Annotated in this window: 25 protein-coding genes and 1 tRNA gene; 8 read left to right on the top strand and 18 right to left on the bottom strand. The window is 66.7% G+C overall.

The annotated features are described in order from the left end of the window. Positions 1 to 2: 2 nt before the first annotated feature. On the bottom strand, positions 3 to 1,610 hold the full coding sequence (locus tag ACZYZ5_RS09515) for a carboxyl transferase domain-containing protein (RefSeq protein WP_463901254.1): 1,608 nt from the start codon (positions 1,608 to 1,610) through the stop codon (positions 3 to 5). Positions 1,611 to 1,764: 154 nt separating this feature from the next. Between ACZYZ5_RS09515 and ACZYZ5_RS09510 the strand changes: the two genes are divergently transcribed. Further along, the gene (locus ACZYZ5_RS09510; protein WP_463901478.1) at positions 1,765 to 2,508 is read left to right on the top strand and encodes an SACE_7040 family transcriptional regulator; all 744 of its coding nucleotides are present in this window, start codon (positions 1,765 to 1,767) and stop codon (positions 2,506 to 2,508) included. A gap of 509 nt (positions 2,509 to 3,017) precedes the next feature. Here the strand turns inward: ACZYZ5_RS09510 and ACZYZ5_RS09505 are convergent. The 3 genes from ACZYZ5_RS09505 to pdhA are packed head-to-tail and all read right to left on the bottom strand — an operon-like array spanning position 3,018 to position 6,651. Further along, positions 3,018 to 4,466, bottom strand: a complete 1,449-nt coding sequence (locus ACZYZ5_RS09505) for a dihydrolipoamide acetyltransferase family protein (protein WP_463901252.1) — start codon at positions 4,464 to 4,466, stop codon at positions 3,018 to 3,020. Next, positions 4,463 to 5,473, bottom strand: coding sequence for an alpha-ketoacid dehydrogenase subunit beta (locus tag ACZYZ5_RS09500; protein ID WP_463901250.1), 1,011 nt, complete (start codon positions 5,471 to 5,473; stop codon positions 4,463 to 4,465). Before ACZYZ5_RS09500 ends, ACZYZ5_RS09505 begins: the two co-directional genes overlap by 4 nt. Next, positions 5,473 to 6,651: a pyruvate dehydrogenase (acetyl-transferring) E1 component subunit alpha gene (gene pdhA / locus ACZYZ5_RS09495; protein ID WP_463901248.1), complete on the bottom strand. Its 1,179-nt coding sequence runs from the start codon at positions 6,649 to 6,651 to the stop codon at positions 5,473 to 5,475. The genes ACZYZ5_RS09500 and pdhA overlap by 1 nt, the downstream gene beginning before the upstream one ends. Before the next feature lie 195 nt (positions 6,652 to 6,846). On the opposite strand from pdhA, the gene ACZYZ5_RS09490 reads away from it, so the two are divergent. Beyond that, complete coding sequence (locus ACZYZ5_RS09490) at positions 6,847 to 7,320, top strand: Lrp/AsnC family transcriptional regulator (RefSeq protein ID WP_463901246.1); 474 nt, start codon at positions 6,847 to 6,849, stop codon at positions 7,318 to 7,320. A gap of 80 nt (positions 7,321 to 7,400) precedes the next feature. Here the strand turns inward: ACZYZ5_RS09490 and ACZYZ5_RS09485 are convergent, their stop codons facing one another. Together ACZYZ5_RS09485 and ACZYZ5_RS09480 are read right to left on the bottom strand one after the other, a co-directional pair. Then, positions 7,401 to 9,017, bottom strand: coding sequence for a monocarboxylic acid transporter (locus ACZYZ5_RS09485; RefSeq protein WP_463901245.1), 1,617 nt, complete (start codon positions 9,015 to 9,017; stop codon positions 7,401 to 7,403). Then, positions 9,014 to 9,394: a DUF485 domain-containing protein gene (locus ACZYZ5_RS09480; protein ID WP_463901243.1), complete on the bottom strand. Its 381-nt coding sequence runs from the start codon at positions 9,392 to 9,394 to the stop codon at positions 9,014 to 9,016. The genes ACZYZ5_RS09485 and ACZYZ5_RS09480 overlap by 4 nt, the downstream gene beginning before the upstream one ends. A gap of 227 nt (positions 9,395 to 9,621) precedes the next feature. Here ACZYZ5_RS09480 and ACZYZ5_RS09475 point away from each other — a divergent pair, with 227 nt between their 5' ends. From ACZYZ5_RS09475 to ACZYZ5_RS09460, 4 genes are read left to right on the top strand one after another with little or no spacing between them, the layout of a single operon-like run. Then, a complete protein-coding gene (locus tag ACZYZ5_RS09475; RefSeq protein WP_463901241.1) occupies positions 9,622 to 10,839 on the top strand; it encodes a sensor histidine kinase in 1,218 nt (405 codons plus the stop codon). Between the two features lie 35 nt (positions 10,840 to 10,874). Beyond that, positions 10,875 to 11,594, top strand: a complete 720-nt coding sequence (locus ACZYZ5_RS09470; RefSeq protein ID WP_463901240.1) for a LytR/AlgR family response regulator transcription factor — start codon at positions 10,875 to 10,877, stop codon at positions 11,592 to 11,594. After that, entirely contained in the window at positions 11,591 to 11,968 is a 378-nt protein-coding gene (locus ACZYZ5_RS09465) for a DUF485 domain-containing protein (RefSeq protein WP_463901238.1), read from the top strand. The genes ACZYZ5_RS09470 and ACZYZ5_RS09465 overlap by 4 nt, the downstream gene beginning before the upstream one ends. A 7-nt stretch (positions 11,969 to 11,975) precedes the next feature. Beyond that, entirely contained in the window at positions 11,976 to 13,442 is a 1,467-nt protein-coding gene (locus ACZYZ5_RS09460) for a sodium/solute symporter (protein WP_463901237.1), read from the top strand. Positions 13,443 to 13,448: 6 nt separating this feature from the next. Here ACZYZ5_RS09460 and ACZYZ5_RS09455 read toward each other — a convergent pair whose 3' ends face one another. The 6 genes from ACZYZ5_RS09455 to rpsB form a co-directional block, all read right to left on the bottom strand. Further along, positions 13,449 to 14,027 (bottom strand): DivIVA domain-containing protein, encoded by a 579-nt coding sequence (locus ACZYZ5_RS09455; protein ID WP_463901235.1) that lies wholly within the window; start codon positions 14,025 to 14,027, stop codon positions 13,449 to 13,451. A gap of 81 nt (positions 14,028 to 14,108) precedes the next feature. Next, positions 14,109 to 15,029 (bottom strand): phosphatidate cytidylyltransferase, encoded by a 921-nt coding sequence (locus tag ACZYZ5_RS09450; RefSeq protein WP_463901233.1) that lies wholly within the window; start codon positions 15,027 to 15,029, stop codon positions 14,109 to 14,111. Further along, positions 15,029 to 15,586: a ribosome recycling factor gene (gene frr, locus ACZYZ5_RS09445; RefSeq protein WP_282380703.1), complete on the bottom strand. Its 558-nt coding sequence runs from the start codon at positions 15,584 to 15,586 to the stop codon at positions 15,029 to 15,031. The genes ACZYZ5_RS09450 and frr overlap by 1 nt, the downstream gene beginning before the upstream one ends. Before the next feature lie 120 nt (positions 15,587 to 15,706). Then, positions 15,707 to 16,444, bottom strand: a complete 738-nt coding sequence (pyrH, locus tag ACZYZ5_RS09440) for a UMP kinase (RefSeq protein ID WP_463901231.1) — start codon at positions 16,442 to 16,444, stop codon at positions 15,707 to 15,709. A gap of 223 nt (positions 16,445 to 16,667) precedes the next feature. Next, a complete protein-coding gene (gene tsf / locus ACZYZ5_RS09435; protein WP_463901230.1) occupies positions 16,668 to 17,504 on the bottom strand; it encodes a translation elongation factor Ts in 837 nt (278 codons plus the stop codon). A gap of 153 nt (positions 17,505 to 17,657) precedes the next feature. Next, positions 17,658 to 18,617: a 30S ribosomal protein S2 gene (rpsB, locus tag ACZYZ5_RS09430; protein WP_463901229.1), complete on the bottom strand. Its 960-nt coding sequence runs from the start codon at positions 18,615 to 18,617 to the stop codon at positions 17,658 to 17,660. A 573-nt stretch (positions 18,618 to 19,190) separates the two neighbouring features. Between rpsB and ACZYZ5_RS09425 the strand changes: the two genes are divergently transcribed. After that, positions 19,191 to 19,763, top strand: coding sequence for a murein hydrolase activator EnvC family protein (locus ACZYZ5_RS09425; protein ID WP_463901227.1), 573 nt, complete (start codon positions 19,191 to 19,193; stop codon positions 19,761 to 19,763). 90 nt (positions 19,764 to 19,853) lie between these two features. Here ACZYZ5_RS09425 and ACZYZ5_RS09420 read toward each other — a convergent pair whose 3' ends face one another. From ACZYZ5_RS09420 to ACZYZ5_RS09395, 6 genes are all read right to left on the bottom strand, one after another. Continuing rightward, on the bottom strand, positions 19,854 to 21,044 hold the full coding sequence (locus ACZYZ5_RS09420) for an acyl-CoA dehydrogenase family protein (protein WP_463901225.1): 1,191 nt from the start codon (positions 21,042 to 21,044) through the stop codon (positions 19,854 to 19,856). Positions 21,045 to 21,609: 565 nt separating this feature from the next. After that, a tRNA-Ile gene (locus ACZYZ5_RS09415) sits at positions 21,610 to 21,683 on the bottom strand. Between the two features lie 82 nt (positions 21,684 to 21,765). After that, entirely contained in the window at positions 21,766 to 22,962 is a 1,197-nt protein-coding gene (locus ACZYZ5_RS09410; protein WP_463901224.1) for a glycosyltransferase, read from the bottom strand. An 80-nt stretch (positions 22,963 to 23,042) separates the two neighbouring features. Then, complete coding sequence (locus ACZYZ5_RS09405; protein ID WP_463901222.1) at positions 23,043 to 23,972, bottom strand: DMT family transporter; 930 nt, start codon at positions 23,970 to 23,972, stop codon at positions 23,043 to 23,045. After that, positions 23,972 to 24,607, bottom strand: a complete 636-nt coding sequence (locus ACZYZ5_RS09400) for a CDP-alcohol phosphatidyltransferase family protein (protein WP_463901221.1) — start codon at positions 24,605 to 24,607, stop codon at positions 23,972 to 23,974. The genes ACZYZ5_RS09405 and ACZYZ5_RS09400 overlap by 1 nt, the downstream gene beginning before the upstream one ends. Before the next feature lie 55 nt (positions 24,608 to 24,662). Further along, positions 24,663 to 25,556 (bottom strand): phage holin family protein, encoded by an 894-nt coding sequence (locus ACZYZ5_RS09395; protein ID WP_463901219.1) that lies wholly within the window; start codon positions 25,554 to 25,556, stop codon positions 24,663 to 24,665. Positions 25,557 to 25,738: 182 nt separating this feature from the next. On the opposite strand from ACZYZ5_RS09395, the gene ACZYZ5_RS09390 reads away from it, so the two are divergent. Next, positions 25,739 to 26,962 (top strand): multidrug effflux MFS transporter, encoded by a 1,224-nt coding sequence (locus tag ACZYZ5_RS09390; RefSeq protein WP_463901217.1) that lies wholly within the window; start codon positions 25,739 to 25,741, stop codon positions 26,960 to 26,962. Positions 26,963 to 26,987 lie beyond the last annotated feature (25 nt).

Raw genomic sequence — 26,987 nt, 5'->3', positions numbered from 1 at the left:
GCTCACATCCGGAAAAGGCCGAAGGAGGTCTCCGGCAGCGGGGTGCGGGAGACGACGTCGAGCGCCAGTCCCAGGACGGTGCGGGTGTCCGCGGGGTCGATCACGCCGTCATCCCAGAGGCGGGCGGTGGAATAGTAGGGGCTGCCCTGGTCCTCGTACTGGGCCTTGATCGGGGCCTTGAATGCTTCCTCGTCCGCGGCGGACCATTCCTCGCCGCGGGCCTCGTACTGGTCCCGCTTCACCGTGGCGAGCACGCCGGAGGCCTGGTTGCCGCCCATTACCGAGATCCGGCTGGCCGGCCACATCCACAGGAATCGCGGCGAGTAGGCCCGCCCGCACATGGAGTAGTTGCCGGCGCCGAAGGACCCGCCGATCACCACGGTCAGTTTGGGCACCCGGGCGGTGGCGACGGCGGTGACCATCTTGGCGCCGTTTTTGGCGATGCCGCCCTGCTCGTAGTCCTTGCCGACCATAAAGCCGGAGAGGTTCTGCAGGAAGAGCAGCGGGATGCCGCGCTGGTCGCAGAGTTCGATGAAGTGGGCGCCCTTGAGCGAGGATTCGCTGAACAGCACGCCGTTGTTCGCGACGATGCCCACGGGGTGGCCGTGGAGCTTCGCGAAGCCGGTGACGAGGGTGGTGCCGTAGTTCTTCTTGAATTCGTGGAACCTGCTGCCGTCCACCAGCCGGGCGATGACCTCCCGGACGTCGTACTGGGCGTTGACGTCGGTGGGGACGGCGCCGTACAGCTCCTCCGGATCCGCCAGGGGTTCGACGACGGTGTCGATCTCCCAGGCGGGGGCGGCCGGACGCGGCAGGGTGGAGACGATGTCGCGGACGATCTGGAGGGCATGCTCATCGTTTTCGGCCAGGTGGTCGGTGACCCCGGAGATCTTGGCGTGCACGTCGCCGCCGCCGAGTTCCTCGGCCGTGACGATCTCGCCGATCGCGGCCTTCACGAGCGGCGGGCCGCCCAGGAAGATGGTGCCCTGGTTGCGGACGATCACGGTCTCGTCGCTCATCGCGGGGACGTAGGCGCCGCCGGCGGTGCAGGAGCCCATCACGGAGGCGATCTGCGGGATCCGGGCCGCGGACATCTTGGCCTGGTTGAAGAAGATCCGGCCGAAGTGTTCCTTGTCCGGGAAGACCTCGTCCTGCTTGGGCAGGAAGGCCCCGCCCGAGTCCACGAGGTAGATGCAGGGCAGCCGGTTCTCCAGCGCGATTTCCTGCGCCCGGAGGTGCTTCTTCACCGTCAGCGGGTAATAGGTGCCGCCCTTGACCGTGGCGTCGTTGGAAATGACCAGGACCTGGCGGCCGTGGACCAGGCCGATCCCGGCAATGACACCGGCGCCGGGCGAGTCGTCGTTGTACATTCCGTTGGCAGCGAGCGGCGCGATTTCGAGGAACGGGCTTCCGTCGTCCAGCAGCCGGTCGATGCGTTCGCGCGGCAGGAGCTTGCCGCGGGCCACATGGCGTTCCCGGGACTTCTCCGGCCCGCCCAGCGCGGCCGTGGCGAGGCGTTCCTTCAGCTCGCGGGCCAGCCCCAGCTGGGCCTCGCGGTTCGCGGCGAAGGCGGCGCTCGTGGCGTCCACCTGGCTGGCGATTGTCTCCATTGACTGCTTCCGTTCCTGGCCTGCATGCTGGGGGCCTGCACTGCGCCCGTTCCAGCCATTTCGGTTAGTACCGCATAACTGAGATTTAGGTTAGTCTCTATTAACTGTGATGTCCACCACGGCGCCACGGAAACGGCTTTTTGAAATGAGGGATGTGCCGGTGACCGAACCCATCGAGATGAATCCCGCCGGCATGCGCCCTCCGGCGCCCCTGCCTCCCGCGACACGGGCTCCTGCTGCTCCCGCGGTCCCAGTTTCGGCCCCCCTGCCTTCTGCCGCCACGCAACCAACGACACTGCGCGGCCAGGCCAAGGAGAACCGCCGCCAGGCGCTGCTGTCCTCGGCGGCCGCGCTCTTCGCCGTCGACGGCTTCAACCGCGTCTCCCTCGAGGACCTTGGCGCCGCCGCGGGTGTCAGCGGGCCGGCGGTTTACCGACATTTCGCCGGCAAACAGGCCGTCCTGGGCGCGCTGCTGCTGAGCGTCAGCCAGGAACTGCTCGACGGCGGCCGGCGCGTGATCGCCGATTCCGACGGCTCCGCCGTTGCGCTGCACCGGCTGGTGGCGTTCCATGTGGATTTCGCGCTCAGCAACCCCGACGTCATCCGCGTGCAGGACCAGGACTTCAGCAACCTCGCCGACGAGGACCAGGCCGAGGTCCGCACGCTGCAGCGGAACTACGTGGAGCTCTGGGTCGAGGTCCTGGCCGGGCTGCACCCCGGGACCGAGGATGCTGAACTCCGGATGCGCGCCCACGCCACCTTCGGCCTGATCAACTCCACCCCGCACTCGGTGCGCAGCCACGGGCGGCGGATTGCGGTCAAGCGGGCCCGGCCGCTGCTGCAGAGCATGGCACTGGCGGCCCTGATGGCTTCGGCCGTCCCCGAACCGCTCGGCTAGCGGCTTCCCCCTCGCGTCCGGCTCCCCCCGGCCCGGGGCAACACCTTCCCATAACTCGGGGCCCCCACATCCAGGGCATCCACTGGGGGCAGCGCTCCGGGGGCACATCGGCGCGGACACGCCGGCACCCAGGCCGCCGACGTCGAATACTGCGCCCAAAGTGCCCCCGGACGGCAAATCCTGCACAAACAACTCTGCACCAATACAACTCTGCACAAAGAACTCTGCGCAGCCCGTGGCTGCCGGCAGCCTCGGGCCTCACCCACCCACAACTCGGGGCCCCCACATCCAGGGCATCCACTGGGGGCAGCGCTCCGGGGGCACATCGGCGCGGACACGCCGGCACCCGGGCCGCCGACGTCGAATACTGCGCCCAAAGTGCCCCCGGACGGCAAATCCGCGGAGAGGAACCCCGCGCCTAACAACCCGCCATAAGACAAAACTGCCGGCCGCTCCCCCAAGTGAGGGTGCAGCCGGCAGCCGTGAGTCCAGGAGTGGGCCCGGGGCCGCTAGACCATGGCGAGGGCCATGCCCGGATCGGACAGCATGGCGCCGAGGTCCTGCAGGAACCGTGAGCCCTGCTCGCCGTCGACCAGGCGGTGGTCGAAGGACAGGCTGAGCGTCATGACCTGGCGCAGCGCCACCTCATCCTGATACTCCCAGGGCATCTTCCGCACCGCACCGAGCGCCAGGATGGCGGCCTCGCCCGGGTTGAGGATGGGCGTGCCGGCATCGATGCCGAAGACACCGATGTTCGTGATGGAGATCGTGCCCCCGGACAGATCGGCCGGAGCAGTCTTGCCCGCACGAGCAGTGTCCGTCAGTTCGGTCAGCGCCGTGGAGAGCTCCAGCAGCGACTTCCGGTCGGCGTCCCTGATGTTCGGCACGGTCAGGCCGCGCGGAGTGGCGGCCGCGATGCCGAGGTTGACGTAGTTGTACTGGATGATCTCCTGGTTGGCTTCATCCCAGCGGGTGTTGAGCGTGGGGTGGTTCTTCAGCGCGATGAGCACGGCTTTGGACACCAGGGTCAGCGGCGTGAGCTTATAGCCGGCAAACGCGCGGCTGGCCTTGAGTTTCGCCAGCAGCTCCATGGTCGGGGTCACGTCAATGGTCAGGAACTCCGTGACATGCGGTGCCGTGAACGCGCTGGAGACCATGGCGGCGGCGGTGAACTTGCGCACCCCCTTGATCGGAGTCCGGGTTTCCCGCTCGCCCTGCGCCGCGGCGGGAGCCTGCGCGGACACACCGGCCAGGTCCCGGGGTGCGGCCGGCAGGTCTCCCCCGCCGATGAAGTTGCGGACGTCGTCCCGGGTGATGAGCCCGAACTCCCCGGTGCCGGTGACCAGGCCGAGGTCGACACCCAGATCCTTGGCAAGCTTGCGCACCGGCGGCGTGGACCGCGGGCGTTCCGCGGATTCGGACGCAGGCAGGGCCTCAACACGCCCTGCCTCCGGAACCGCGGGAGCAGCGACAGGCCCGGCCGACGGAACCACCGGGGCTGCTTCGACGCGCTCAGCCACCGGCGCCGGTGCAGGCGCGGTTGCCGTTGCGGCCACAGGGGCGGCGAAGCTGCGGGCGCGGCGGGCCGGGCGGCCGGAGTTCTCGAGGACGGCGCCGTAGCCGACGAGGTTCGGTTCGCGTTTCGTGGGCGCGTCGGCGCCCCCAGCTCCGTTGGTGCCGGAGTCACCGGCGGGGCCGCCGTCGTCGCCCTCCACCTCGAAGGAGACGATCGGCTTGCCGACCTCCACGACGGTGCCGGGCTGCTCGTGCAGGGCCGCGACCACACCGGCGAACGGTGAGGGCAGTTCGACGACGGCCTTGGCCGTTTCGACTTCGGCGATGATCTGGTTGAGCGTGACGGTATCCCCCACCGCGACTTTCCAGGCGACAATTTCCGACTCGGTCAGACCTTCACCGAGGTCCGGCAACCTGAATTCCTTGATCATGGTGGCGCTCATCCTTCCAGCCCGCTCAGGGAGTTGGGGCGGCCCAGGGCGCGGTCCACGCCGTCCAGGATGCGGTCCAGGCCCGGGAGGTGGTGCATTTCAAGCTTTGAGTACGGGTACGGAACGTCGAAGCCGGTGACCCTGACCGGGGCAGCCTCGAGGTGGTAGAAACAGCGCTCGGTGATGCTGGCGGCCACCTCGGCGCCGATCCCGCCGGTCTGGGAGGCTTCATGCGTGATGACCAGCCGGCCGGTTTTCCGGACCGAGGCCTCCAAGGTCGCGAAGTCCACCGGGGCGAGCGAGCGCAGGTCGATGACCTCGATCGAGATGCCTTCGTCGGCGGCGGCGAGCGCTGCGTCCCTGGCCGTCTTGACGAGCGGGCCGTAGGCCACGAGCGTCACATCGGTCCCTTCGGTGACGACGCGGGCCTTCTCCATCGACAGGGCGGTGCTGAGGTCGAGGGTCTCGTCCACCTCGCCCTTGTCGTGGTAGCGGCGCTTGGGTTCGAAGTAGAGCACCGGATCATCGCAGGCAATGGCCTGCTGGATCATGGTGTGGGCGTCCTGCGGGTTGGAAACGCTGACCACGCGCAGGCCCGAGGTGTGGGTGAAGTAGGCCTCCGGTGACTCGGAGTGGTGTTCCGGGGATCCGATGCCGCCGCCGAAGGGCACGCGGATGGTGATGGGCATCTTGACCGCGCCCTGGGTGCGGTAGTGCATCTTGGCGACCTGGCTGACGATCTGGTCGAACGCCGGGTAGATGAACCCGTCGAACTGGATCTCCACCACCGGGCGATACCCGCGGTAGGCCAGGCCCACAGCGGTACCCATAATGCCGGACTCCGCCAGCGGGGTGTCCACGACGCGGTGCTTGCCGAAGTCCTTCTGCAGGCCGTCCGTGACGCGGAAGACACCGCCGAGGGCGCCGATGTCCTCGCCCATGAGGATCACCTTGGGATCGTTTTCGAGGGACTTGCGCAGGCCCGAATTGATGGCTCGGGCAAAGGTCATCTGCGTCATCAGCGTGCACCTTCTTCAGAAGCGGCTTCTGCGGGATCGCCGAAGGAAGCCAGGTAACGGGAATAGTGGTCCTGCTGGCGGTCCAGCGGGGAATGCGGCGTGCTGTAGACGTGCTTGAAAATGTCCAACGGCTGCGGCTCGGGCATGTTGATGGTGCCGGCCCGAAGGGCTTTGGCGACGGCGTCCGCTTTGGCGGCGACGGCGGCTTCGAGGTCCTCGGTGAGCAGTCCCTTGCGGTCCAGCAGCGCCTTCACCCGCGCGATCGGGTCCTTCGCAACCCAGTCCTCTAGTTCGTTCGCGTCGCGGTAGCGGGTGGGATCATCTGCCGTGGTGTGCGGGCCCATCCGGTAGGTGACGGACTCGATGAAGGTGGGGCCGCCGCCGTGGCGTGCCCGGTCGATGGCGGTCCGGGTTGCCGCCATCACGGCCAGGACGTCGTTGCCGTCCACCCGCATGCTGGGGATGCCGAAGCCGGCCGCGCGGTCCGCGATCTGGATGTGCGACTGCAGCCGGACGGGCTCGGAGATGGCCCAGTGGTTGTTCTGGCAGAAGAAGACCACCGGGGACTGGAAGCTGGCAGCGAACACCAGGGCCTCGTTGACGTCGCCCTCGCTCGTGGCGCCGTCGCCGAAATAGGCCACGGCGACCGAGTCGGCGCCGTCGTTCTGGATTCCCATGGCATAGCCGGTGGCGTGCAGGGTCTGGGCGCCGATGATGATCTGCTGGGTTGCGACGTTGACCGTGTAGGGATCCCAGCCGGCCAGGGCATTGCCCCGCCAGGCTTTGACGATGTCCTCGGGGTTCACCCCGCGGCAGTAGGCCACACCGTTGTCGCGGTAGCTGGGGAAGACGAAATCGTCGTCACGCAGGGAACGGGCCGAACCGATCTGCGAGGCCTCCTGGCCCAGCAGCGGCGGCCAGAGGGCCAGCTCACCCTGGCGCTGCAGGGCGGTGGCCTCGGCATCGATCCGCCGGATGACCACCATGTCTTCGTACAGCGCGCCAAGCTGTTCGTCGCTGACATCCTGAACCCAGGGATCGAACTCCGGATGGCTTACGCGTTCACCCCCGGGGGTGATGAGCTGGACGAGATCCCCGCCCGTACGCCTGTTTGATTCTGCACTGTTTCCGGGGCCCCCGGCGGAAATGCCGCCCTTGCCCGCGTCGTCGGTAAACACAGTTGTCCGCACCTTCTGACGTCGTCTGACCGGTACCCGCGGGACTCGTGATCCCGGTGCGCACCGGCCGCCCGGGCGCCGTTGCCCCGGATATCTGTGACCCTACTCACAATGCCCATTGGGTACAACCACCTACGAATTAATTGAGCATTATGCCCTGTCCGGCGCCTCGGCACCGTGCTAATCTTGCGCATTATGCAACCCCTGGATGGCACCGACACCCGCCTGCTTTCGGCCATGGCCCTGGACCCCCGCCGGACCGTGGTGGCACTGGCCCAGAAGCTGGGGCTGTCACGGAATACCGTGCAGGCCCGGATGGCCCAGCTGGAGAAAAAACACGTCTTCCTGTCCTTTGAGCGGCGCATCAATCCGGCCTCGCTGGGCTACCCGCTGATGGCCTTCATCTCGGTGCACGTCCAGCAGCAGAAGCTTGGCACGCTGGCGGGGGAACTGGCCGATATTCCGGAGATCCTGGAGGGCTACGGCCTGACCGGATCGGCGGACCTGCTGCTCCGGGTGGTGGCGCTCGACGCCGAGGATCTGTTCCGGATCAACGGCAAGATCCTGGCCTGCGACGGCGTGGACCGGACGGACACCGCCCTGGCCATGGGTGAGCTGATCCCGTTCCGGATCCAGCCGCTGCTGGAACGCGGCTCCGCGGAGGTCTAAGAAGACGGCAGGAGCCCCCGTGCGGTTGCACGGGGGCTCCTGCCGTTTGCCAGCCGGTGTGGGTCACCAGCGGTTGATGCTTAGTGGTCGGTGGCCTTCTCGGCGCCCACACCCGTGAGGGAGCGGACTTCCATTTCGGCCTGCTTGGTGGTGTCTTCCAGCCTCTTGTCCAGCACCGAACCGAGCCAGCCCAGGAAGAACGCGAGCGGGATGGAGACGATGCCGGGGTTGCTGAGCGGGAAGATCGCGAAGTTGGCGCCCGGGATCATGGACGTCTTCGCACCCGAGACCACCGGGGACAGCGCGATCAGGATGATCGCGGAGCCGAGCCCGCCGTACATGCTCCAGAGGGCGCCCTGGGTGGTGAACTTGCGCCAGTACAGCGAGTACAGGATGGTGGGCAGGTTGGCCGAGGCCGCCACCGCGAAGGCAAGCGCCACCAGGAACGCCACGTTCTGGCCGTTGGCGAAGATGCCGCCGATAATGGCCAGCAGGCCGATGACGACCACGGTGCGCCGCGCCACCTTGACCTCAGTGGCCGCGTCGGCCTTGCCCTTGGCAATAACGCTGGCATAGATGTCGTGGGCGAACGATGCCGCCGCGGTGATGGTAAGTCCGGCGACGACGGCCAGGATGGTGGCGAAGGCCACCGCCGAGATGAAGCCGAGCAGCAGCGGCCCACCGAGGTGGAACGCCAGCAGCGGTGCGGCGGAGTTGACGCCGCCCGGGGCACCCTTGATCGTTTCAGCGCCAACCAGCGCAGCAGCACCGAAGCCCAGGACCAGGGTGAACAGGTAGAACAGGCCTATCAGCCAGATGGACCAGACCACGGACTTGCGGGCTTCCTTGGCGGTCGGAACCGTGTAGAAGCGCATCAGAACGTGGGGCAGGGCCGCGGTGCCAAGCACGAGGGCCAGACCCAGGGACATGAAGTCGATCTTGGAGACTTCGGACTTGCCGTACTGCAGGCCCGGGTTCAGGATATTCGGGTTGCCCGAGGTTTCCACCGCGCCGCCCAGCAGATCGGAAAGGCTGAAGCCGTAGATGGCGAGGACCCAGAAGGTCATCACGGCAGCGCCAGCAATCAGGAGCACGGCCTTGATGATCTGGACCCAGGTGGTGCCCTTCATGCCGCCGATCAGTACATACATGATCATCAGGGCGCCGACGACGATGATCACCAGCGCCTGTCCGCCCCAGTCGCTGATGCCAAGGAGCAGCGAGATCAGGGTGCCGGCTCCGGCCATCTGGGCCAGGAGGTAGAAGAAGCAGACCACGAGGGTGGAGATGGCCGCCGCGATGCGCACGGGACGCTGCTTGAGCCGGAAGGAGAGGACATCGGCCATGGTGAACTTGCCGGTGTTGCGGAGCAGTTCGGCCACGAGCAGCAGGGCGACGAGCCAGGCGACCAGGAAGCCGATGGAGTACATAAAACCGTCGTAGCCGTTGACGGCGATGGCGCCGGTGATGCCCAGGAACGACGCCGCCGAGAGGTAGTCGCCTGCGATGGCGGTGCCGTTCTGCGGTCCGGTGAAGGACCGGCCGGCGGCGTAGTAGTCGGCGGCCGTCTTGTTGTTGCGGCTGGCCTTAATCACGATAATCATCGTGACCGCCACGAACAGGGCGAAGATGCCCATGTTCAGCAGTGTGGTTTCCTTGAGATCCGCAACGTTCACTGCGGGGACCATAAATGTCATTTCTCTACCCCGCTGATCTGGTTGCCGTCTTTGTCGAATTCGTGGCCCTCGATTTCGTGGCGGATTTCCGCTGCGATCGGGTCAAGCTTCCGATTCGAGTAGCTGACGTACCAGCCGGTGATGGCGAACGTGGTCACGAACTGAGCCAGGCCCATGATCAGGCCGACATTGATGTTGCCCCAGACCTTGATGGACATGAACTCCACCGCGTAGTCGGCCAGCAGGACATAGGCGAAGTACCAGAGCAGGAATGCAATGGCCATCGGAAAGACAAAGCTGCGCTGACGCTTGCGCAGTTCCTGGAACCGCGGCGTCGACTGGACTTCTTTGAAGTCCACGGCCGCCGTGGCGTCCGTTTCTTGGGCTTCGTGACCCATCGTTCCTCCTCATTGAGACTTTTGAGTCCACACCGGCTGCCTTGGCCTGCTCCAAACAGTCCTCCGGCCAATGTGACTACAATCACTCTCTCCCCTGACGCGGCCAACATCCATATCCGCCCCGCCCAACGTCGCTCAGCGGTCGGGATGCTGCGGTCAGCGGTGGCTCCAGCCCGGTACGGCGCTCGTCAGCCCCTGCCCGGCAGGTGCCGCGATACGCTGGGCCCATGCCCGACTCTCCCCTGTTCATCGCCGCCGCCATCGCCGTGATCGCGGCGGCGATCGCCGTCGTCGTCGCCGTTGGACTCAAGGTGCTCCGCTCCTTCCGGGAGCTTGGCACGGACGCCGAACGGGCCACGTACAAGACGCTGCACGCGGCGTCGCGCGCCGGCCAGCACCTGCGGACGGGCCTGAATCCTGCCGGTGCCGCCAAGGCCAGCCGGCAGCTGCGCAGCCTACTGGGCTGCGACGCGCTTGCAATCACGGATACCAACGGCGTGCTGGCCTGGGACGGTGCCGGGGAAGAGCTCAAGCCGGTGCTGATGGAGCTCGCGGCCGGAGTGCTCGACGGCGGCCATACCGCCGTCATTCCGGCCGGCGAAGTGCAGGAACTCGCCCAGGGCCAGGGCGCGGTGGCGACCCGCGCGGATGTGGAACGCGCCGCGGTGATCGCCCCGATCAGGGCCGGCACCCGGGTGGTGGGCGTCGTGGCAGCCTTCGCCCCTGCGGCCGGTGCCGGGCTGGTCCGGGCCACCAGCGAGGTGGCCGACTGGGTGGCGACGCAGGTGGAACTGGCCGAACTCGACGCGTCCCGCACGCTGCTGATGGAGGCCGAGGTGCGCGCGCTCCGGGCCCAGATCAGTCCGCACTTCATCTACAACTCCCTGAACGCGATCGCGTCCTTCATCAATACCGATCCGGTCCGCGCCCGGGAGCTGGTGGTGGAGTTCGCCGACTTCACCCGTTATTCCTTCCGTCGGCACGGGGACTTCACCACCCTCGCCGAGGAGCTGCGCTGCATCGACCGGTACCTGCTGCTGGAGCGGGCCCGGTTCGGCGACCGTGTTCAGGTGAGCCTGCGGATCGCCCCCGAGGTGCTCAGTACCGTGATCCCCTTCCTGAGCTTGCAGCCGCTGGTGGAAAACGCGGTCCGGCACGGCCTCGAGGCCAAGGAGGGCCCCGGCCACATCTCCATCACGGCCAACGATGCCGGCGCCTTCGCCGAGGTGACCATCGAGGACGACGGGGTGGGCATGGATCCGGCGCAGCTGCAGGCTGTCCTTGCCGGGCACCGCGACGGCGAGCATGTCGGGCTGCGCAACGTCGATGCCCGGCTGCGTCAGGTTTACGGCGACGAACACGGTCTGGTGATCGAGACGGCGCCCGGCGAAGGCACGCTGATCACGATGCGCGTCCCCAAGTCCCAGCCCCGCCACGATGCCTGATAGGGGCCAAACGCGTCCGGCGTTAGTCTTGGACCATGATTAACGTCCTCGTCGCCGACGACGAGCTGCCCGCCGTGGAGGAACTGGCCTTCCTGCTCGGCCGGGACGACCGGATCGGCACCATCCACCGCGCGTCCTCCGGAGCCGAGGCCCTGCGGACCCTCGAGGCCGAGGAGGTCGACGCCGTGTTCCTCGACATCCACATGCCCGCACTCTCGGGCCTGGACATCGCCCGCGTCATCGCTCGCAGCAGCAAGCCTCCCGCCGTCGTCTTCGTCACCGCCGATGAGGACTGCGCCCTGGAAGCATTCGACCTGGCCGCGGTGGACTACCTGCTGAAACCGGTCCGCGCCGAGCGGCTGGCGAAGTCGATCGGCAGGATCAGCGAGCTACTCAAGGACGGCGGCCCGCGGCCGGAGATGATCACCGTGGACCTCGGCGGCACCACGAAGATGATCCGCCGCGAAGACGTCACCTATGTCCAGGCGCAGGGCGACTACGCCCGGCTGCACACCGCGGACGTCAGCTACCTCATCCGGGTCCCGCTGGCCGATCTGGAACAGCAGTGGGCCGAAGCCGGGTTCCTGCGGATCCACCGCTCCTACCTCATCGCGCTGAACCATGTCAGCCACATGAAGCTTGCCGCCGCCCGGCCCAGCGTCACCGTGGCGGGGGCCGAGTTGCCCATCAGCCGGCGTCACCTGCCCGCCGTGCGGGAGAAGCTCGAGACGACCCGGATCCGGCCGCAGGCATGACCCGCGTCCGCGTCACTGCCCCCCGCACGATTCTTCCGGGAAGCGGGGCGCTGCCTGCCACGTGGTCGGCCGCCGATTCCCGCGACGCCGCCGAGGAGTCCGACGCCGGCCAGGTGTTTGTCCGCTCACTGATCCGCTCGCAGTTGCGGCTCGCCGTGGTCGTGGCCGCGGGATTCCTGCTGATCCTGGTCGCGTTCCCGCTCATGCTGGGACTGGTCCCGGGCCTCGCGGAGTCAACCATCGTGGGTCTGCCCTTCGACTGGGTGCTGCTGGGCGCCGGGATCTACCCGGTAATCGGACTCAGCGCCTGGCTGTACATCCGGACGGCTGCCCGGAACGAGGCCCGCTACCGGGATCTCGTCGGGGACAAGTGAGGCGACCGTGAACCCGGTCGTCGGCATCGCGGCGTTCGCCGCCGTCTCGCTGGCCACGGCCGTCATCGGTTTCTACGGGCTGCGGATCTCGCGCACCACGGGGGATTTCTATGTGGCGTCACGGACGGTCCGGCCCTGGTGGAATGCCTCCGCGATCGGCGGCGAGTACCTCTCGGCGGCGAGCTTCCTCGGCGTGGCCGGGCTGATCCTGCTCTCCGGCACGGACGCCCTGTGGTTCCCGGTGGGGTACACCGCCGGCTACCTGATGCTGTTGCTCTTCGTCGCCGCCCCGCTCCGACGCTCCGGCGCCTACACGATTCCCGACTTCACCGAAGCGCGGCTCGACTCCCGGGTGGTCCGCAGCGTCACGAGCGTCGTCGTCGTGATGGTCGGCTGGCTCTATATCGTCCCGCAACTCCACGGCGCGGGGCTGGCGATCCGGATCACCACCGGGCTGCCGGCCTGGGTGGGGATGGTGGCCGTGGTCGCCGTCGTCTGCGTCACGGTGGTGGCGGGCGGCATGCGTTCGATCACTTTTGTCCAGGCGTTCCAGTACTGGCTGAAACTGACGGCGCTGGCCGTACCGATCCTTTTTATGGTCTTCGTGCTGGCGGACTCCGGAACTCCCCCCGTGGCGGAAGCGTCCGTGAACCCGACGGGCGCTGCTCCGGCGGGGATGTACCAGAACATTTCCCTGCTGGTGGCGCTGCTGTTCGGGACGCTGGGGCTGCCGCACGTGCTGGTGCGCTTCTACACGAACCCGGACGGGCAGTCGGCCCGCCGGACCACCTTGATCGTGCTGGGCCTGCTGTCGGTCTTCTACCTGTTCCCGACGGCGTACGGGCTGATCGGCCGGATGTTCGCCCCCCACCTGGCGCAGAGCGGGCAGGCCGACGCGGTGGTGCTGCTGCTCCCCGGGGAGCTGGTGGGCGGGATGGCGGGTGATCTGCTGTCCGCCCTGGTGGTGGCCGGTGCGTTCGCCGCGTTCCTGTCCACGACCTCCGGGCTGGTCGTCTCGCTTGCCGGGGTGATCAGCCAGGACCTCTTCGGCGGCAGCGTGAAGGGCTTCCGCCGGGCGGCCGTGATCTCGGCGCTGGTGCCGCTGGGTGTGGCGTCCATGACGGGTTCGCTCGCGCTGGCTGGCAGCGTGGGGATGGTGTTTGCGTTTACCGCGTCCACGCTCTGCCCGGTGCTCCTGCTGGGCATCTGGTGGCGCGGGCTGACCGATTCCGGGGCGATTGCCGGCATGGCGACGGGGGCTGTGCTGTGCGGCGGGGCCATGGTGGCAGGGGCCCTGCTGGGTGCCGGCGGAACCCCGTCGTGGCTGGCGCAGCCCGCCGCCTGGACGGTGCCGGCCGCGTTTGCCGTGATGGTCCTTGTGTCGCGGGCCACCAGGACCCGCGTGCCGCGGGGCATTACCCGGCTCATGACGCGGCTGCACACTCCGGAACGGCCGCTGGTCACCGAGCGCTGAGCACGCTCAGTCGATCGCGGCCATGAGTTCGACGACCCGGTCCATGAAGGCGTCCACCTGGTTTTCCTCGTAGCCGTCCTTGCCGACGGCGGGACGGAAGACGGCGCGGCGGACATTGTCCACGCTCAGCGGCTTGTCCTCTTCGAGGTATCCGATCAGGTCGTGGCAGAGGTCATCCACGTCCGTGGTGTTGTAGCTGCGGGCCTTGGCCTTGGTCGGGCGCCGAAAGCGCTCCCCGTCAGGGCGGTGCAGACGACCGCGGAGCACGCCGGCGAGCCGGCCGATCTCACGGAGCCAGGCTTCCTCGCCGCGTTCGGCCACGAGTTCATCGCGTTCCCGAAGAGCCAGGGCGTCCTCCAGCCGGTCCAGGGCCGCGTCCACGCCGGCCGCTGCATAGCCGCCCTTGACGGGGTCGAAGGAAACGGACCTGACGTCCCCGCTCTTGACCGGCCGGTCGGCGGACTGGGCCGCCTCGAATGACACCCGTGCGCGCTGCATGAACTGATCGACCTGCTTGGCGTTGTAGCCGTATTCGTTCCGCTGCACGCGGTCAAAAGACGAAGGAATCTGCCGTTGAATGTCCACTGTACTGTTGTTTCCTTCAATGCCGTTCGACTGGTTTGCCCGGCACCATTCTAGGGGCCGGAAGGTGGAACAGGTGGTGCCTCACGCGCCCGTGAAGACGGAGTAGAGGATGAATGCCACCGGGCAGGCGAAGACTATCGAGTCCAGCCGGTCCATGACCCCGCCGTGGCCGGGCAGGATGCTGCTCATGTCCTTGATTCCGAGTTCGCGCTTCACCATGGATTCGGAGAGGTCTCCGGCGGTGGCCGCGGCCACCATGCCCACGGCCAGGACGACACCGACCCACCAGGGCCGGTCCAGCAGGAAGACGGCGGCGAGGACGCCGACGGCCGTGGCGCCGGCGATGGATCCGGCGAAGCCTTCCCAGCTTTTTTTGGGACTGATCTTCGGCGCCATCGGGTGCTTGCCGAGGGAGGCCCCGACGAGGTACCCGAAGGTGTCGTTGGCGACCACCAGCAGCAGGAGGGTGGCTATCTGCCACGCCCCGGGGGGAACAACGCCGTCGGGCCACAGCCCCACCGGTGCCTCCCCCACGAAGGTGTGGAGCGGCAGCACGGCGAAACTGATCAGGAACGGGATCCAGGCCAGGGTGAAGACACCGGCGAAGATGCTGCGCGCGGAACCGGCGGCACCTTCCAGGGACCGCCAGATCAGCGCCGCGACGCTGCTGAGCAGCATCGCGAACAGGAGGCTTTCGGTGCCGCCGAAGTAGGCGGCGGCCGGCATCGCAACGGTGCCGGTCATCACCGGAACGATCGGCAGCCGGGTGCCGGTGGTTTCCAGTGCCCGGAAAACTTCCCAGACACCGAAGACCGCGAAGGCGGTGACAATGAGCACGAACCCCAGCGGAAGGAACAGCAGTCCGCCGAGGACAAACACGAGCATGCCAACGCCCACCGCCGTAGCGGCGGGCAGGTTCCTGCCGGCCTTCGGCGTCGGATTCCTCCGCTGCTTTCCCCGAGACCGGACGTCCGCCCCGGGGTCCCCCTGTTCCTGCGCCATCAGACCTCGAGCAGCTCGGCTTCCTTGCGCTTGAGCAGCTCATCGATCCCGTCGACGTGAGCCTTGGTCATGGCATCTAGTTCCTTTTCGCCGCGGCTGCCCTCGTCCTCGCCGGCCTCGCCGTCCTTGACCAGCTTGTCCAGGGTTTCCTTGGCCTTGCGGCGGATGTTGCGGATGGACACTTTGGCGTCCTCGCCCTTGGACTTGACGATCTTGACGTATTCCTTGCGGCGCTCCTGCGTCAGGTCCGGGATCGTGATCCGGATGACGTTGCCGTCATTTGACGGGTTGGCGCCGACCTCGGAATCGCTCAGCGCACGCTCGATGTCCCGCAGGGCGGTCTTGTCGAAGGGCGTGATGAGGATGGTGCGGGCGTCCGGCACGGCGAAGGAGGCCAGCTGCTGCAGCGGCGTCGGGGAGCCGTAGTAGTCCACGAGGACCTTGTTGTAGAGGCCCGGGGTGGCGCGGCCGGTCCGGATCGAGGCGAAGTCTTCCTTGGCTACTTCAACCGCCTTGTCCATCTTTTCCCCGGCTTCGAGCAAGGTTTCTTCGATCACGGTCTCTCCTCAGAAATTGGTGCACCCGCCGCTGGCGGGATGCTGCACGGTCTTGGTTGTGTTCCGTAGGCCTGCCCGGATCCGGGCAACGGAAGTGTCCTGAAAACATCCTAGCCGTTGCTAGGGGGTGACGACGGTGCCCAGGTCCTCGCCGAGAATGGCGCGGGTGACGTTGCCTTCGCCTTCCATGCCGAACACGACCATAGTGAGGTTGTTGTCCTTGCACATGGTCATGGCGGTCTGGTCCATCACGCGGATGTCGCGGCGCAGGGCGTCGTCGTAGCTGAGGTGGTGCAGTTTCTCGGCCGTGGGATCCTTCTTCGGGTCCGCGGTGTACACGCCGTCGACGCCGCTCTTGGCCATCAGGACGACGTCGGCGTGGACCTCCAAGGCACGCTGGGCGGCCACGGTGTCGGTGGAGAAGTACGGAAGGCCGGCGCCGGCGCCGAAGATGACGACACGGCCCTTTTCCATGTGACGGATGGCGCGGCGCGGGATGTACGCTTCGGCGACCTGGCCCATGGTGATGGCGCTCTGGACACGGGTTTCGACGCCGGCCTGTTCCAGGAAGTCCTGGAGGGCCAGGCAGTTCATGACCGTGCCGAGCATGCCCATGTAGTCGGCGCGGGAACGGTCCATGCCGCTCTGGGACAGTTCGGCGCCGCGGAAGAAGTTCCCGCCGCCGACGACGATCGCAACCTCGACGTCGGGGACTGCTGCGGCGATCTGCTTGGCCACGCCGCGGACCGTGTCGGGATCAACGCCGAGCTTCCCGCCGCCGAAGACCTCGCCCGATAGCTTCAACAGGACTCGGCGCCGGCTCTTCTTTGGCTGGACTGAAGTAGTGACGGTTTCCATGGTGCCTTCCCGTTGGTGAACTCTGAAAAAGGGTATCGTGCCGGGGACCAAAGGCGTCATTCCGCCGGGACCCGGTGCTGCCCCGGGATGGCCTCCCGGTCCATACCCTGCCGGCGTGCCCTGCGGGCATACCCTGTGTGCATGCAAAAGGGGCGGCCACCGCAGTGACCACCCCCTCAGCGTGTCTGACTAGTGTCTGACTCAGTGCCTGACTGGTGTCTGGCTAGGAACCGACGCGGAAACGCGTGAATGCGGTGCCCTTGACGCCGGCCTCTTCGAGAACCTGCGCGACAGACTTCTTGGCATCCTTGGCGAATGCCTGGTCGAGGAGAACCTCGCCCTTGTAGAAGCCAGTGACACGGCCTTCCACAATCTTGGTCATTGCTGCCTCGGGCTTGCCTTCGGCCTTGGCAGTCTCTTCGGCGATGCGACGCTCGGACTCGACGAGCTCGGCCGGAACATCCTCGCGGGAGAGGTAGTTCGGGGACATCGCAGCGATGTGAACGGCGACGTCGTGGGCTGCGGTGGCAGCTGCTTCGCCTTCGCCGTCAACAGCGAACAGGACGCCGACCTGAGCCGGGAGATCCTTGGAGGTCTTGTGCAGGTAAGCGTCGACCGTGGCGGCTTCGAGGCGGGCGATGCGGCGGACAACAACCTTTTCGCCCAGAACGGCGCCCTCTTCGACGACGACCTCGGACAGCGGCTTGCCGTCGACCTCGGTGGCCAGCAGGGTCTCGAGATCGGCAGCGCCGGACTCGACGGCAACGGCCAGGACCTTGTCGGCGAGCTGGATGAACTTGTCAGCCTTCGCAACGAAGTCGGTCTCGCAGTTGACTTCAATCATCACGCCGACGCCGCCGGCGACCTTGGCGGCAACCAGGCCTTCCGCGGTTGAGCGGCCCTCGCGCTTGGTAGCGCCCTTGAGGCCCTTGATGCGGATGATTTCGATGGCCTTCTCGGCGTCACCGTTGGCCTCGTCAAGAGCCTTCTTGACATCCATCATGCCGGCGCCCGTGCGCTCGCGCAGAGCCTTGATATCAGCGGCAGTGTAGTTCGCCATGTGAACCCCTCTGTCTAGAAAATTTTATGTGGTGTACGGACTGACAGGACGGCAGCTCACCCGGTGAGCGGCCATCCTGTCAGTTCCCCTTACGCGCAGGGCGTGCGGGGAGATCCGGATTTATTTGTCAGCTGAGAAAAGCAGCCTGTCTGACTACTTGGCTTCGTCGGCGGCGTCGTCGGCAACCGGAGCGGCTTCGGCAGCGGCGGGTGCCTCTTCAGCAACCGGAGCAGCCTCGGCAGCGGCGGGTGCCTCTTCAGCAACCGGAGCAGCCTCGGCAGCGGCGGGTGCCTCTTCAGCAGCCGGAGCGGCTTCTGCGGCCGGAGCGGCAGCAGCCTCTTCGGTCTTGCTGCCTTCGAGGAGTTCGCGCTCCCACTCGGCCAGCGGCTCTTCCGGAGCTTCCGTGGTGCCGGTGGCGCGCTGGTTGCGGGCGATGAGGCCCTCAGCAACGGCGTCAGCAACAACGCGGGTCAGCAGGTTGACGGAGCGGATGGCGTCGTCGTTACCCGGGATCGGGAAGTCGACTTCGTCCGGATCGCAGTTGGTGTCCAGGATGGCAACAACCGGGATATTCAGCTTCTTGGCTTCGTCGACAGCCAGGTGTTCCTTCTTGGTGTCAACGATCCAGAGCGCCGAAGGCGCCTTGGTCAGGTTGCGGATACCACCGAGGTTGGTTTCCAGCTTCGTGAGTTCGCGGCGAAGGAGCAGCAGTTCCTTCTTGGTGTACGCGGAACCGGCGACGTCGTCGAAGTCGATCTCTTCGAGTTCCTTCATGCGCTGGATGCGCTTGGAGACCGTCTGGAAGTTGGTCAGCATACCGCCGAGCCAACGCTGGTTGACGTACGGCTGGCCAACGCGGGTGGCCTGCTCGGCGATGGATTCCTGCGCCTGCTTCTTGGTGCCAACGAAGAGAACGGTGCCGCCGTGTGCAACGGTGGCCTTCACGAACTCGTAGGCACGGTCGATGTAGGACAGCGACTGCTGCAGGTCAATGATGTAGATGCCGTTGCGCTCCGTGAAGATGAATCGCTTCATCTTCGGGTTCCAACGGCGGGTCTGGTGTCCAAAGTGGACGCCGCTGTCAAGCAGCTGGCGCATAGTTACGACGGGCATGCCGGCGCTCCTTCCGGCAGGTCATTCATGAGACAGCCCAAGGGCTGTCTTACCCTGCCAATAGTTGACGGTTAAATAGCAACACCCAGGCGGGCGGTGCTCCTGGCATCCACTGCGCCTCTCCACCGGACCACAGGCCCGGACCGAAAGAAGCACAGTCCTCCGCACCCTGAAGAGTTCAAGCTTCGAATGAGGAGGGCTGGATACGCGTAGTCAGCCGCTGCTCCCCCGCACCCCTGAATGAGGCGTGCCGGCTTAGACAATTACCTTGCTAGCACAAAGACAGTAATCAAGCGTGAGGGCACAGCAAACTGCTCCACCAAGTGTACTACAGGGGCGGTGCCGGATTGGACGGTTTCCGGGGGTTGGCCGCGGGGTGCCGGAGGCCCAGCAGAGGAGGGGCGGCGGGCCGGCGGAGGAGCGGCGGAGGCCCAGACCGGAGGGCACGGCGGGGCTTCGCCGTGCCTGCGCGGGCGACCTTGCGGGGGCCCCGCCTCCGGCGTTTCCGCGGCGCTGTCCACATACGCCGGTGGGGCGCTTCCGCCGAGCAGGCGGCAACAGCAGGCTGGGTTCATGAGAACTCCGGCGTATGCTGCCGTCCTGGCTGCCGCACTTTTTCTGGCGCTCTCCCCCGTGACGGCGTCCGCCGGCCCGGAAGCGGCTCCCGGTCACCCGCCGGGCGACACGCCGGGCCCCACGGCCGGCGCCGGCACGGTGGCTGCCGGGTGGAGCTGGCCGCTGAGCCCCCGGCCGGGTGTGCTGCGCGCCTTTGATCCGCCGGCAAAACCCTGGCTGAGCGGGCACCGCGGTGTGGATCTGCGGGCATCGCACCACGGCGCCCCGGTCACTTCCCCGGCGTCGGGCACCGTGAGCTTTGCCGGCGTGGTGGCGGACCGTGGCGTCATCACCGTCGACCACGGCAGCGGATTGCGGAGCAGCTTTGAGGCGGTTCTCAGCGATCTCGAGGCGGGCGACGCCGTCGTTGTGGGGGATGTCCTGGGGTGGATCCAGCCCGGCCATTGCACGCCGGCGCCCTGCGTCCACTGGGGCGTCCGCCGCGGCGCGGAATACCTCAATCCGCTGGCCTTCGTGACAGACCTGCGGCCCTCCGTCCTGCTTCCTCCCCTCGATCCGGCGCCCGGGTAGGGGCGTGGCGGGCGGATCAGGACGAAGGGCCGCGGGAAGCGGCGCCGACCGCCGGGCGTCTTGGGAGGTGCGTGCGCCTTGGGCCTTTTCCTAGACGATCGCGGAGATGCCCGTGATCGCCCGGCCTGTGACGAGGGTGTTGATCTCGTGGGTTCCCTCGTAGGAGTAGATGGCCTCGGCATCCGAGAAGATCTTGGCCATCTCGTAGTCCGTGACGATCCCGTTGCCGCCAAGGAGGCCGCGGCCCAGGGCAACGCTCTCGCGCATGCGGGCCGTAGTGAAGGCCTTGGCCAGTGCCGACTGCTCGTCCTTGGCCTGGCCAAGGTCCTCCAGCTGGGAGAGCCGCACCATCATGCCCATCGAGCTGACGGCGTTGCCGAGGATCTGCACGAGCTGGTGCTGCACCAGTTGGAAGGAGGCAATCGGGCGTCCGAACTGGCTGCGCTCCACGGCGTAGCGGCGGGCAACGTCGAACGTGGCGAGCTGCTGGCCGACCGCCTGCCAGGCAACGGAAAGGCGGGTGACCTTGAGGACCTTGTTTGTGTCGCGGAAGCTGTTGGCGTGGGCGAGTTTGAAGAACTCGGGCACCACGACGTTGTCGAGGGCGATGTCGGCGTTCTGCACGGTGCGCAGCGAGATCTTGTTTTCGATCTTGGTGGCGCTGTAGCCCTCGGTCTTGGTGTCGACGAGGAAGCCCTTGACCTGGTTGTCGGCGAGGTCGCGGGCATAGATGACGACCCAGTCGGAGAATGTGGCGTTGCCGATCCAGCGCTTGGCCCCGTTCAGGATCCAGCTGTCCCCCTCCTTGCGGGCCGTGGTGCGGGTGCCGCCGGCGACGTCGGATCCGCCGAGGGGTTCGGTGAGGCCGAACGCGCCGATTTTCTTGAGCGAGTAGATGTCCGGCAGCCACGCGTCCTGCTGCTCCTGCGAGGCCAGCGCCTCGATCGAGCCGGTGAAGAGTCCGTCATGGACGCCGATGAAGGTGGCAATGGAGGTGTCGGCGCGGGTTGCTTCGGCGTGCATGATGCCCGCGAAGAGGTTGGAGTAACCCTGCCTCCGGACCGGGCTGACCAGATCGATCTCGGCAAGCTTCGGAATCAGGTCCATCGGGAACTCGGCGCGGTTCCAGCAGTCAACGGCGATCGGCTTGACCTCGCGGGCAAGGAACGCGCGGACCTCCGCGAGCCGGTCCTGCTCTTTGCCGCTGAGCAGCTGCTCGAACGCGAAAAAGTCGCCATCGGCGTACGGGAGATTGTTGATGTCGATGTCAGCTTTGGACATGGTGTTCCTTCACGGGAGATCAGCAGCGACCAGGGAACGCGGGCCTTGCGCCGGCGGAATGTTACTCACGAGTAACTTACCGCACGCCGGAAGGACGCCGCAAGTGACGGAGGCCATATGGAATGCGCCCAGTGCCGCAGGGACCTCAGGGCCGGGTATCCCGGGCTAATTGTCCAGGGGCAGGTTCCCACCCATCAGGAGGCCCGCCAAACTGCCGTAGCTAGCGTTATCGGCGGTCGGAACATGGTTGCGTCCCGTTCGCTTGGGGCGGGGCTTCTCGTGCGTTGCGGCCCTTTTTGGTCTGCCGTACCAGAGGCTGGCTCCAGTTTCATGTGATTCTGGAGCCAGCCTCGGGGAGCGGCACTTCGCTGGGGTGTGCCGTGTGGCACCGTCACCGATGAGTGCCACGTCCCGACGACACGGTAAGCACGGGACCTGTGGTTTTCCTTGGACCGGCCATCATCAGATTGTCGTCCGGTTGAGACGGCGGCATGGCGTGCTCGGAGAGGACAGGAAAAGAGGCCCGGTTCCCATTGTTTGCGGGAACCGGGCCTCTCTATTTCAGTAGGGCTACTCGGACTTGAACCGAGGACCTTAGGATTATGAGTCCCGCGCTCTAACCAGCTGAGCTATAGCCCCTTGCGCCCGGAAATCGTTCCTGCCCGCGCGGGGCCGGAGGGTTTCCGGGCGAAAATTACTCTAACAATAGTAGTGCCCCGGATCAGACGACGAGGTCGTCGTAGCTCGCGCCCCGGTACAGATCCTCAAAGGCCTGCAGGGTGTGCTCGAGGCTGTGGTTCTCCACCAGGCCCCGGCTCGCCTTGCCCATCGCCGCCAGCTCATCGGCGGGGAGCGACAGCACGCGGACCATTTTGGCCGCGAGGTCGTCGCTGTCATTGGGGGTGAACAGGTAGCCGTTTTCGCCGTCGTGCACCAGATGAGGCAGTGCCATGGCGTCAGCCAGCAGCACCGGAGTGGAGGCCGACATGGCCTCCAGGGTCACGAGCGACTGCAGTTCCGCTGTGCCGGGCATGCAGAACAGGTCAGCGGCCAGGTAGGCCTTGCGGAGATCGGCGTCGCTGGCCAGGCCGAGGAACGTGACCCGGTCCTGCAGCCCGAGCCTGGCAACCTGGTCCTCCAAAGCCGGGCGCACTTCGCCGCCGCCGACGATCTCAAGGTGGACATCCAGTTCCCGAGGCGTCTTGGCGACAGCGTCGACCAGGACATCGATGTGCTTTTCCTCGGCGAGCCGGCCAACGAACAGCACGGTGGGGCTCGAGTGGCGCTCCAGCTCCTCCCCCGGATTGAGTTCGTAGGCCGCGGAGTCGACGCCGTTGGACAGTGGCAGGACTTTGCGGAGGAAGGCGTGCTGGTGCATCGCTTTGGCCGCCAGCGGCGTCGGGGTGGTGACGACGTCGGCCTGGCCCATGACCTTGCCCATGTCCTTCCAGGAAATGCGTCCCACAAGGTCCTTGAACCACTGCGGGAAGGGCAGGAACGGGTTCAGGTTCTCCGGCATGAAGTGGTTGGTTGCCACGATCCGGATACCGCGCTTCGCGGCCTCGTAGAGCACGTGCTCGCCGATCATGTAGTGGCTCTGGATGTGCACCACGTCGGGCTGGATCCGGTCGAACAGCAGACTGATTTCCTTCTTGATTTCCCAGGGGAAGGTTATCCGGAAGTATTCGTGCGTGGGAACTGAGTGCGAGCGGATCCGGTGGACCGTGCCCTCGTCGCTGAACTCGGTGTAGCTCTTGCCTTTGTCCGGTCGGCAGGCAAGCACGTGAACATCGTGTCCGCGGGCTTTCATGCCTCTAGCCAGGCGGTAGCCGAACATGGCCGCGCCGTTGACGTGGGGCGGGTACGTGTCCGCGGCAATCAGGATGGTCAGCGGGTGCTGGTTGTCAGGCATGGTCACGGGGAGGGCTCCTGGTGGTCACGGTGCGGGCAGCTGGGACTTGTGGTGGCCGGCTGGCCGCCGGCGCAGGCGTGCCGGGCCTACTGCTGAGGTCTGTTGACGTCCTGCGGCTCCCGCCCCGCGGCCTTCCGCGCGTCCTTCTTGCGCTTGGTGACCTCGGGATGGTGCCTGGACAAAGCGATCACTCCCACGATAGCAAGCAAAGCGGCCGCCCCCATCGCTATCGCCGTCACGGCGTGGACATCGGGGCGCAGCTCGCCGAGGATCGTGATGCCGATCGCGATGCCGACGATCGGGTCAATCACGGTCAGTCCTGCGATCACGAGGTCCGGCGGGCCCCCCGAGTAGGCATTTTGGACGAACCACGAGCCCAGGACGCCCGCGGCGACGATGGCGACCACCGAATACCACGGCACATTCTGGACGCCCAGGCCGTTCGGATCCAGCAGGTGCTTGCCGATGATACGGGTCAGGACGGCGACGAAGCCGAACAGGATGCCAGCCCCCAGGATGTAGATGAAGGCGCTCATCCGTTGCCTGAACACCAGGGCGAGCGTCCCAAACAATCCGACAACCAGGGCCAGTAGCAGCACAACGGTCAGCTCGTCGGAGGAGCTGACCTGATGGGTTTCCTGGGTCACGGTGACCGCCAGGATCACGAACAGGGCCGAACCCGTAACGCAGGCGGAGATGGCAACCACGGTGGCCCGGTTGATGGTCAGCCCCTGGTCCTTGGCGTTGACGATTGTGGTGATGACCAGGGCAATCGCCCCGATCGGCTGCACCACCGTCAGGGGCGCCATCACCAGGGCGACGGAGTTCAACGCCATGCCCACACACAGCAGCAGCAGTCCGAACACCCAGCGCGGGTTGCGGATCAGGCGAATCATGCCGTGGTTGCTGAGCGCCAGTCCCCCGGTGTCCGCCTTGACAGCACTGCCCTGGCGCTGGGCGCCGAACGCGAGGCAAAACGCTCCCAGCACAGCAAGCAGGACAGCGAACCACACCATCAGCGGGTGCCGCCGTCGACGTCTGGCTGGCCGCGCTTGAGCTTTTTGCCCTTGCGGATGATGGCCCAGAAATAGTTGTAGCCGGCGATCCAGTGCCCCACGAGCCCCAGCCCCAGGAAGATCCAGGCGGCGGTGAGGTAGACCTCGGTACCCGGGATGGGGAGTTTCGAGAGCACAAGCAGCGGGGTGCCGACCAGCAGGAGCGCAGTCCGGATCTTGCCGATCCGGCTCACGGGGAGGTCGGGGTGGCCGTGGAAGTAATACAGCGACAGGGCGAGCAGGATAGCGTCGGGGATCAGCAGCGCTGCGAGGTACCACCACTCGACGACGCCGGCGATCACCAGCGTCACGGCAACCGCGATCAGCGACAGCCGGTCCGCGATCGGATCCATCACCCGCCCGAGGTTGGACATCTGGTCGAACCGGCGGGCGACGTAGCCGTCCACCCAGTCGGTGCTGCCCATGATCGCCAAGACGAGGGCGGCGTAGCCGTATTCCTGCGCCCCGAGCACGAGCCAGATGAAGAGCGGGACGCCGAGAAACCGCACGACGGTCAGCACGTTGGGGATGGTGAAAACCCGGTCGTGGTGGACCTGGGGCTGACCAGGCCGGGAACCAGCGCCGATGAACTTCATCCAGTCCCCCTTTCCGTGGCCGGCAACGACCGGGCGTTGCAGTTTAGCGGGCTTCCTAGCCCTTGATCAGTTTGCGCAGCAGGAACACGAGGGCTGCGGCTGAGGCGGTGAGTGTTACCAGCGGCTTCCAGCGCTGGCCCAGCTGGCCTGCCACGCCTGCGGAGTCTGCACGGGCGCCGGCCGCCGTCGCTGGCCGCTTTGCTCGGCGGCTGGCCGCGGAGCGGACCTCGGCTACTTTGCCGCTGAGCTGTTCCTTGCCGTCCTGCAGCTTAACCTGGGCAATGGCCAGGAGGGCCTGCGCCTGGGTCTTGACGTCCAGTTCCTCGTTGAGTTCGTCGCGGACTCCGGTGAGGTGGGTGCGGCGCTGGTCCAGCCGGCGTCGCAGTTCCGCTTCGGTGGGCGGCGGACCGAGGTCCGGCTCGGCGGCCTTCTTGGCTTCCTTCTCGGCCTGGGCCTTGGCAGCGGCTTCTGCCTTGGCGGCCTTGGCGGCCTTGTACTGCTCGGATTCCGGATCCAGCACGGCAGGATCGAACGCGGAGCCCTCCTTGGCGATGCCGAGGTCGTACTTCAGGCCCCGGAGGGTGTCTTCGGGGACCAGCGGCAGGGCCTTCTTGAACTTGCCGACCCCGACCAGGCCGGCGATCAGGGCGATGATCAGGAACACGCCGCAGACCAGCAGGGCCGCGAGCCAGGCGGGCATGATCGTCGCGAGTCCCATGATGGCGGCGACGATGAGGCCGGTGACCAGAAAAGCGACGAAGACCAGTGCGACGCCGAGGAAGGCGGAGGCAACGCCGACCTGCATGCCCTTGCGCTTGATCTCGACCTTGGCGAGGGCAATCTCGTCGCTGAGCTGCCGCGGAGCCAGTTTGAAGATCAGTTTCAGGGTCCTCGGCAGCGCGGAAATGCGCAGCCCTCCGCTTTTCCCGCCGCTGTGACGTCCGCTCATCGGTCCCGCCTAACTGGTTACGTCTGTGATTCCGCTTCCGCGGGCTTGCCGGTCTGCGCTGCTTCACGCACACCCCGGTGTCAAAAGTACCATTCAGGCTCCCGGCCGCCGCGCGGCGCGGGCTGTGGCGCGCCCTCCGCTGCAGACGTGGTCGGCTGTCCTGCGCCCTAGGATTGACCTCTGTGACTACACCCACCAATCCCGGCGATTCCCTGAGCCGCCGCCGCAAACTCCTCTACATTCTGATGCTCGGCGCCCTGACCGCTCTGGGTCCCTTCACCGTGGACCTGTACCTTCCGGCTTTCCCGGCCCTGGAAGAGAGCCTGGCCGTCTCGGAGGCGGCCGTGCAGCTGACGCTGACCGGAACCACGCTCGGGTTTGCGCTGGGCCAGTTGGTGGTGGGGCCGCTGAGCGACAAGTTCGGCCGGCGGATGCCGCTGATCCTGGCGACGGCGGTGCACATTGTGGCCTCCCTGGGGGCCGCCCTGTCGACCGACATCACGACGCTGGGCTTCTTCCGGGTACTGATGGGTATCGGCGCCGCGGGCGGCGGCGTGGTGGCCATGGCGATGGTGCGGGATCTGTTCAGCGGTTTCGCCATGGTGCGGATGTTCTCCCGGATGGCCCTGGTGAACGGCCTGGCTCCGATCCTCGCTCCAGTGATCGGCTCTCAGCTGCTGCTGTTCATGCCGTGGCCGGGGATCTTCTTCTTCCTGGCCGGCTACGGCATGTGCGTCCTCATCGCTGCGATCTTCGTGGTGCGCGAAACGCTGCCCCGGGAACTCCGCGGAAAAACCGGCATGACTGCCCGGCAGCGCTACGGCGTGCTGTTCAAGGACCGCATCTTTGTGGGGTTGTTGCTGGTGGGCGGAATGAACTTCGCGGGGCTCTTCACGTACCTGTCGGCGTCGCCGTTCCTGTTCCAGGACGTCTACGGCTTCAGCCCGCAGCAGTACGGCCTGCTCTTCGGCGTGAATTCGCTGGGCATCGTCGCGGGCGTGCAGACCAGCTCGAGGCTCATCCGCAAGGTCCCGCCGCAGTGGATCCTGGCGTGCTCCACGGCGTGGATGTTCCTGATGGCTTTGTTGATCGTGCTCTTCGACCAGCTGGGCTTCGGTCTGTGGGGGGTGATGGTGCCGCTGTGGTTCTACATCCTCGGCGCCGGCTTCACGTTCCCCTGCGTCCAGGTGCTGGCGCTCGCCAAGCACGGCGCCCAGGCCGGGACCGCGGCCTCCCTGCTCGGTGCCGCCACCTTCCTGATGGCAGGCCTCATCTCACCGGTAGTGGGCTGGCTCGGCGTCACGTCATCCACCCCGATGGGCGCCGTCCAGGCCGCATGCATCTTCCTGGCCGCGGCTGCCCTCTGGCTGATCGTGCGGCCCCGCACGGTCCCGCCGATCCAGTAGCCACCCCCGCGCCCCACCACCCCGC

This window comes from Pseudarthrobacter ribosi (genome assembly GCF_055412865.1).
Note: the sequence above shows the minus strand (reverse complement) of the source record. Positions and strands in the feature narration are given on the sequence as shown.

Bases quoted from the DNA above. Each gene is read 5' to 3' on its own strand.
- ACZYZ5_RS09515 (WP_463901254.1), bottom strand. From the start codon at position 1,610: ATGGAGACAATCGCCAGCCAGGTGGACGCCACGAGCGCCGCCTTCGCC.
- ACZYZ5_RS09505 (WP_463901252.1), bottom strand. From the start codon at position 4,466: ATGAGCGCCACCATGATCAAGGAATTCAGGTTGCCGGACCTCGGTGAA.
- ACZYZ5_RS09500 (WP_463901250.1), bottom strand. From the start codon at position 5,473: ATGACGCAGATGACCTTTGCCCGAGCCATCAATTCGGGCCTGCGCAAG.
- ACZYZ5_RS09490 (WP_463901246.1), top strand. From the start codon at position 6,847: ATGCAACCCCTGGATGGCACCGACACCCGCCTGCTTTCGGCCATGGCC.
- ACZYZ5_RS09485 (WP_463901245.1), bottom strand. From the start codon at position 9,017: ATGACATTTATGGTCCCCGCAGTGAACGTTGCGGATCTCAAGGAAACC.
- ACZYZ5_RS09480 (WP_463901243.1), bottom strand. From the start codon at position 9,394: ATGGGTCACGAAGCCCAAGAAACGGACGCCACGGCGGCCGTGGACTTC.
- ACZYZ5_RS09475 (WP_463901241.1), top strand. From the start codon at position 9,622: ATGCCCGACTCTCCCCTGTTCATCGCCGCCGCCATCGCCGTGATCGCG.
- ACZYZ5_RS09470 (WP_463901240.1), top strand. From the start codon at position 10,875: ATGATTAACGTCCTCGTCGCCGACGACGAGCTGCCCGCCGTGGAGGAA.
- ACZYZ5_RS09465 (WP_463901238.1), top strand. From the start codon at position 11,591: ATGACCCGCGTCCGCGTCACTGCCCCCCGCACGATTCTTCCGGGAAGC.
- ACZYZ5_RS09450 (WP_463901233.1), bottom strand. From the start codon at position 15,029: ATGGCGCAGGAACAGGGGGACCCCGGGGCGGACGTCCGGTCTCGGGGA.
- pyrH (WP_463901231.1), bottom strand. From the start codon at position 16,444: ATGGAAACCGTCACTACTTCAGTCCAGCCAAAGAAGAGCCGGCGCCGA.
- tsf (WP_463901230.1), bottom strand. From the start codon at position 17,504: ATGGCGAACTACACTGCCGCTGATATCAAGGCTCTGCGCGAGCGCACG.
- rpsB (WP_463901229.1), bottom strand. From the start codon at position 18,617: ATGCCCGTCGTAACTATGCGCCAGCTGCTTGACAGCGGCGTCCACTTT.
- ACZYZ5_RS09425 (WP_463901227.1), top strand. From the start codon at position 19,191: ATGAGAACTCCGGCGTATGCTGCCGTCCTGGCTGCCGCACTTTTTCTG.
- ACZYZ5_RS09420 (WP_463901225.1), bottom strand. From the start codon at position 21,044: ATGTCCAAAGCTGACATCGACATCAACAATCTCCCGTACGCCGATGGC.
- ACZYZ5_RS09405 (WP_463901222.1), bottom strand. From the start codon at position 23,972: ATGGTGTGGTTCGCTGTCCTGCTTGCTGTGCTGGGAGCGTTTTGCCTC.
- ACZYZ5_RS09400 (WP_463901221.1), bottom strand. From the start codon at position 24,607: ATGAAGTTCATCGGCGCTGGTTCCCGGCCTGGTCAGCCCCAGGTCCAC.
- ACZYZ5_RS09395 (WP_463901219.1), bottom strand. From the start codon at position 25,556: ATGAGCGGACGTCACAGCGGCGGGAAAAGCGGAGGGCTGCGCATTTCC.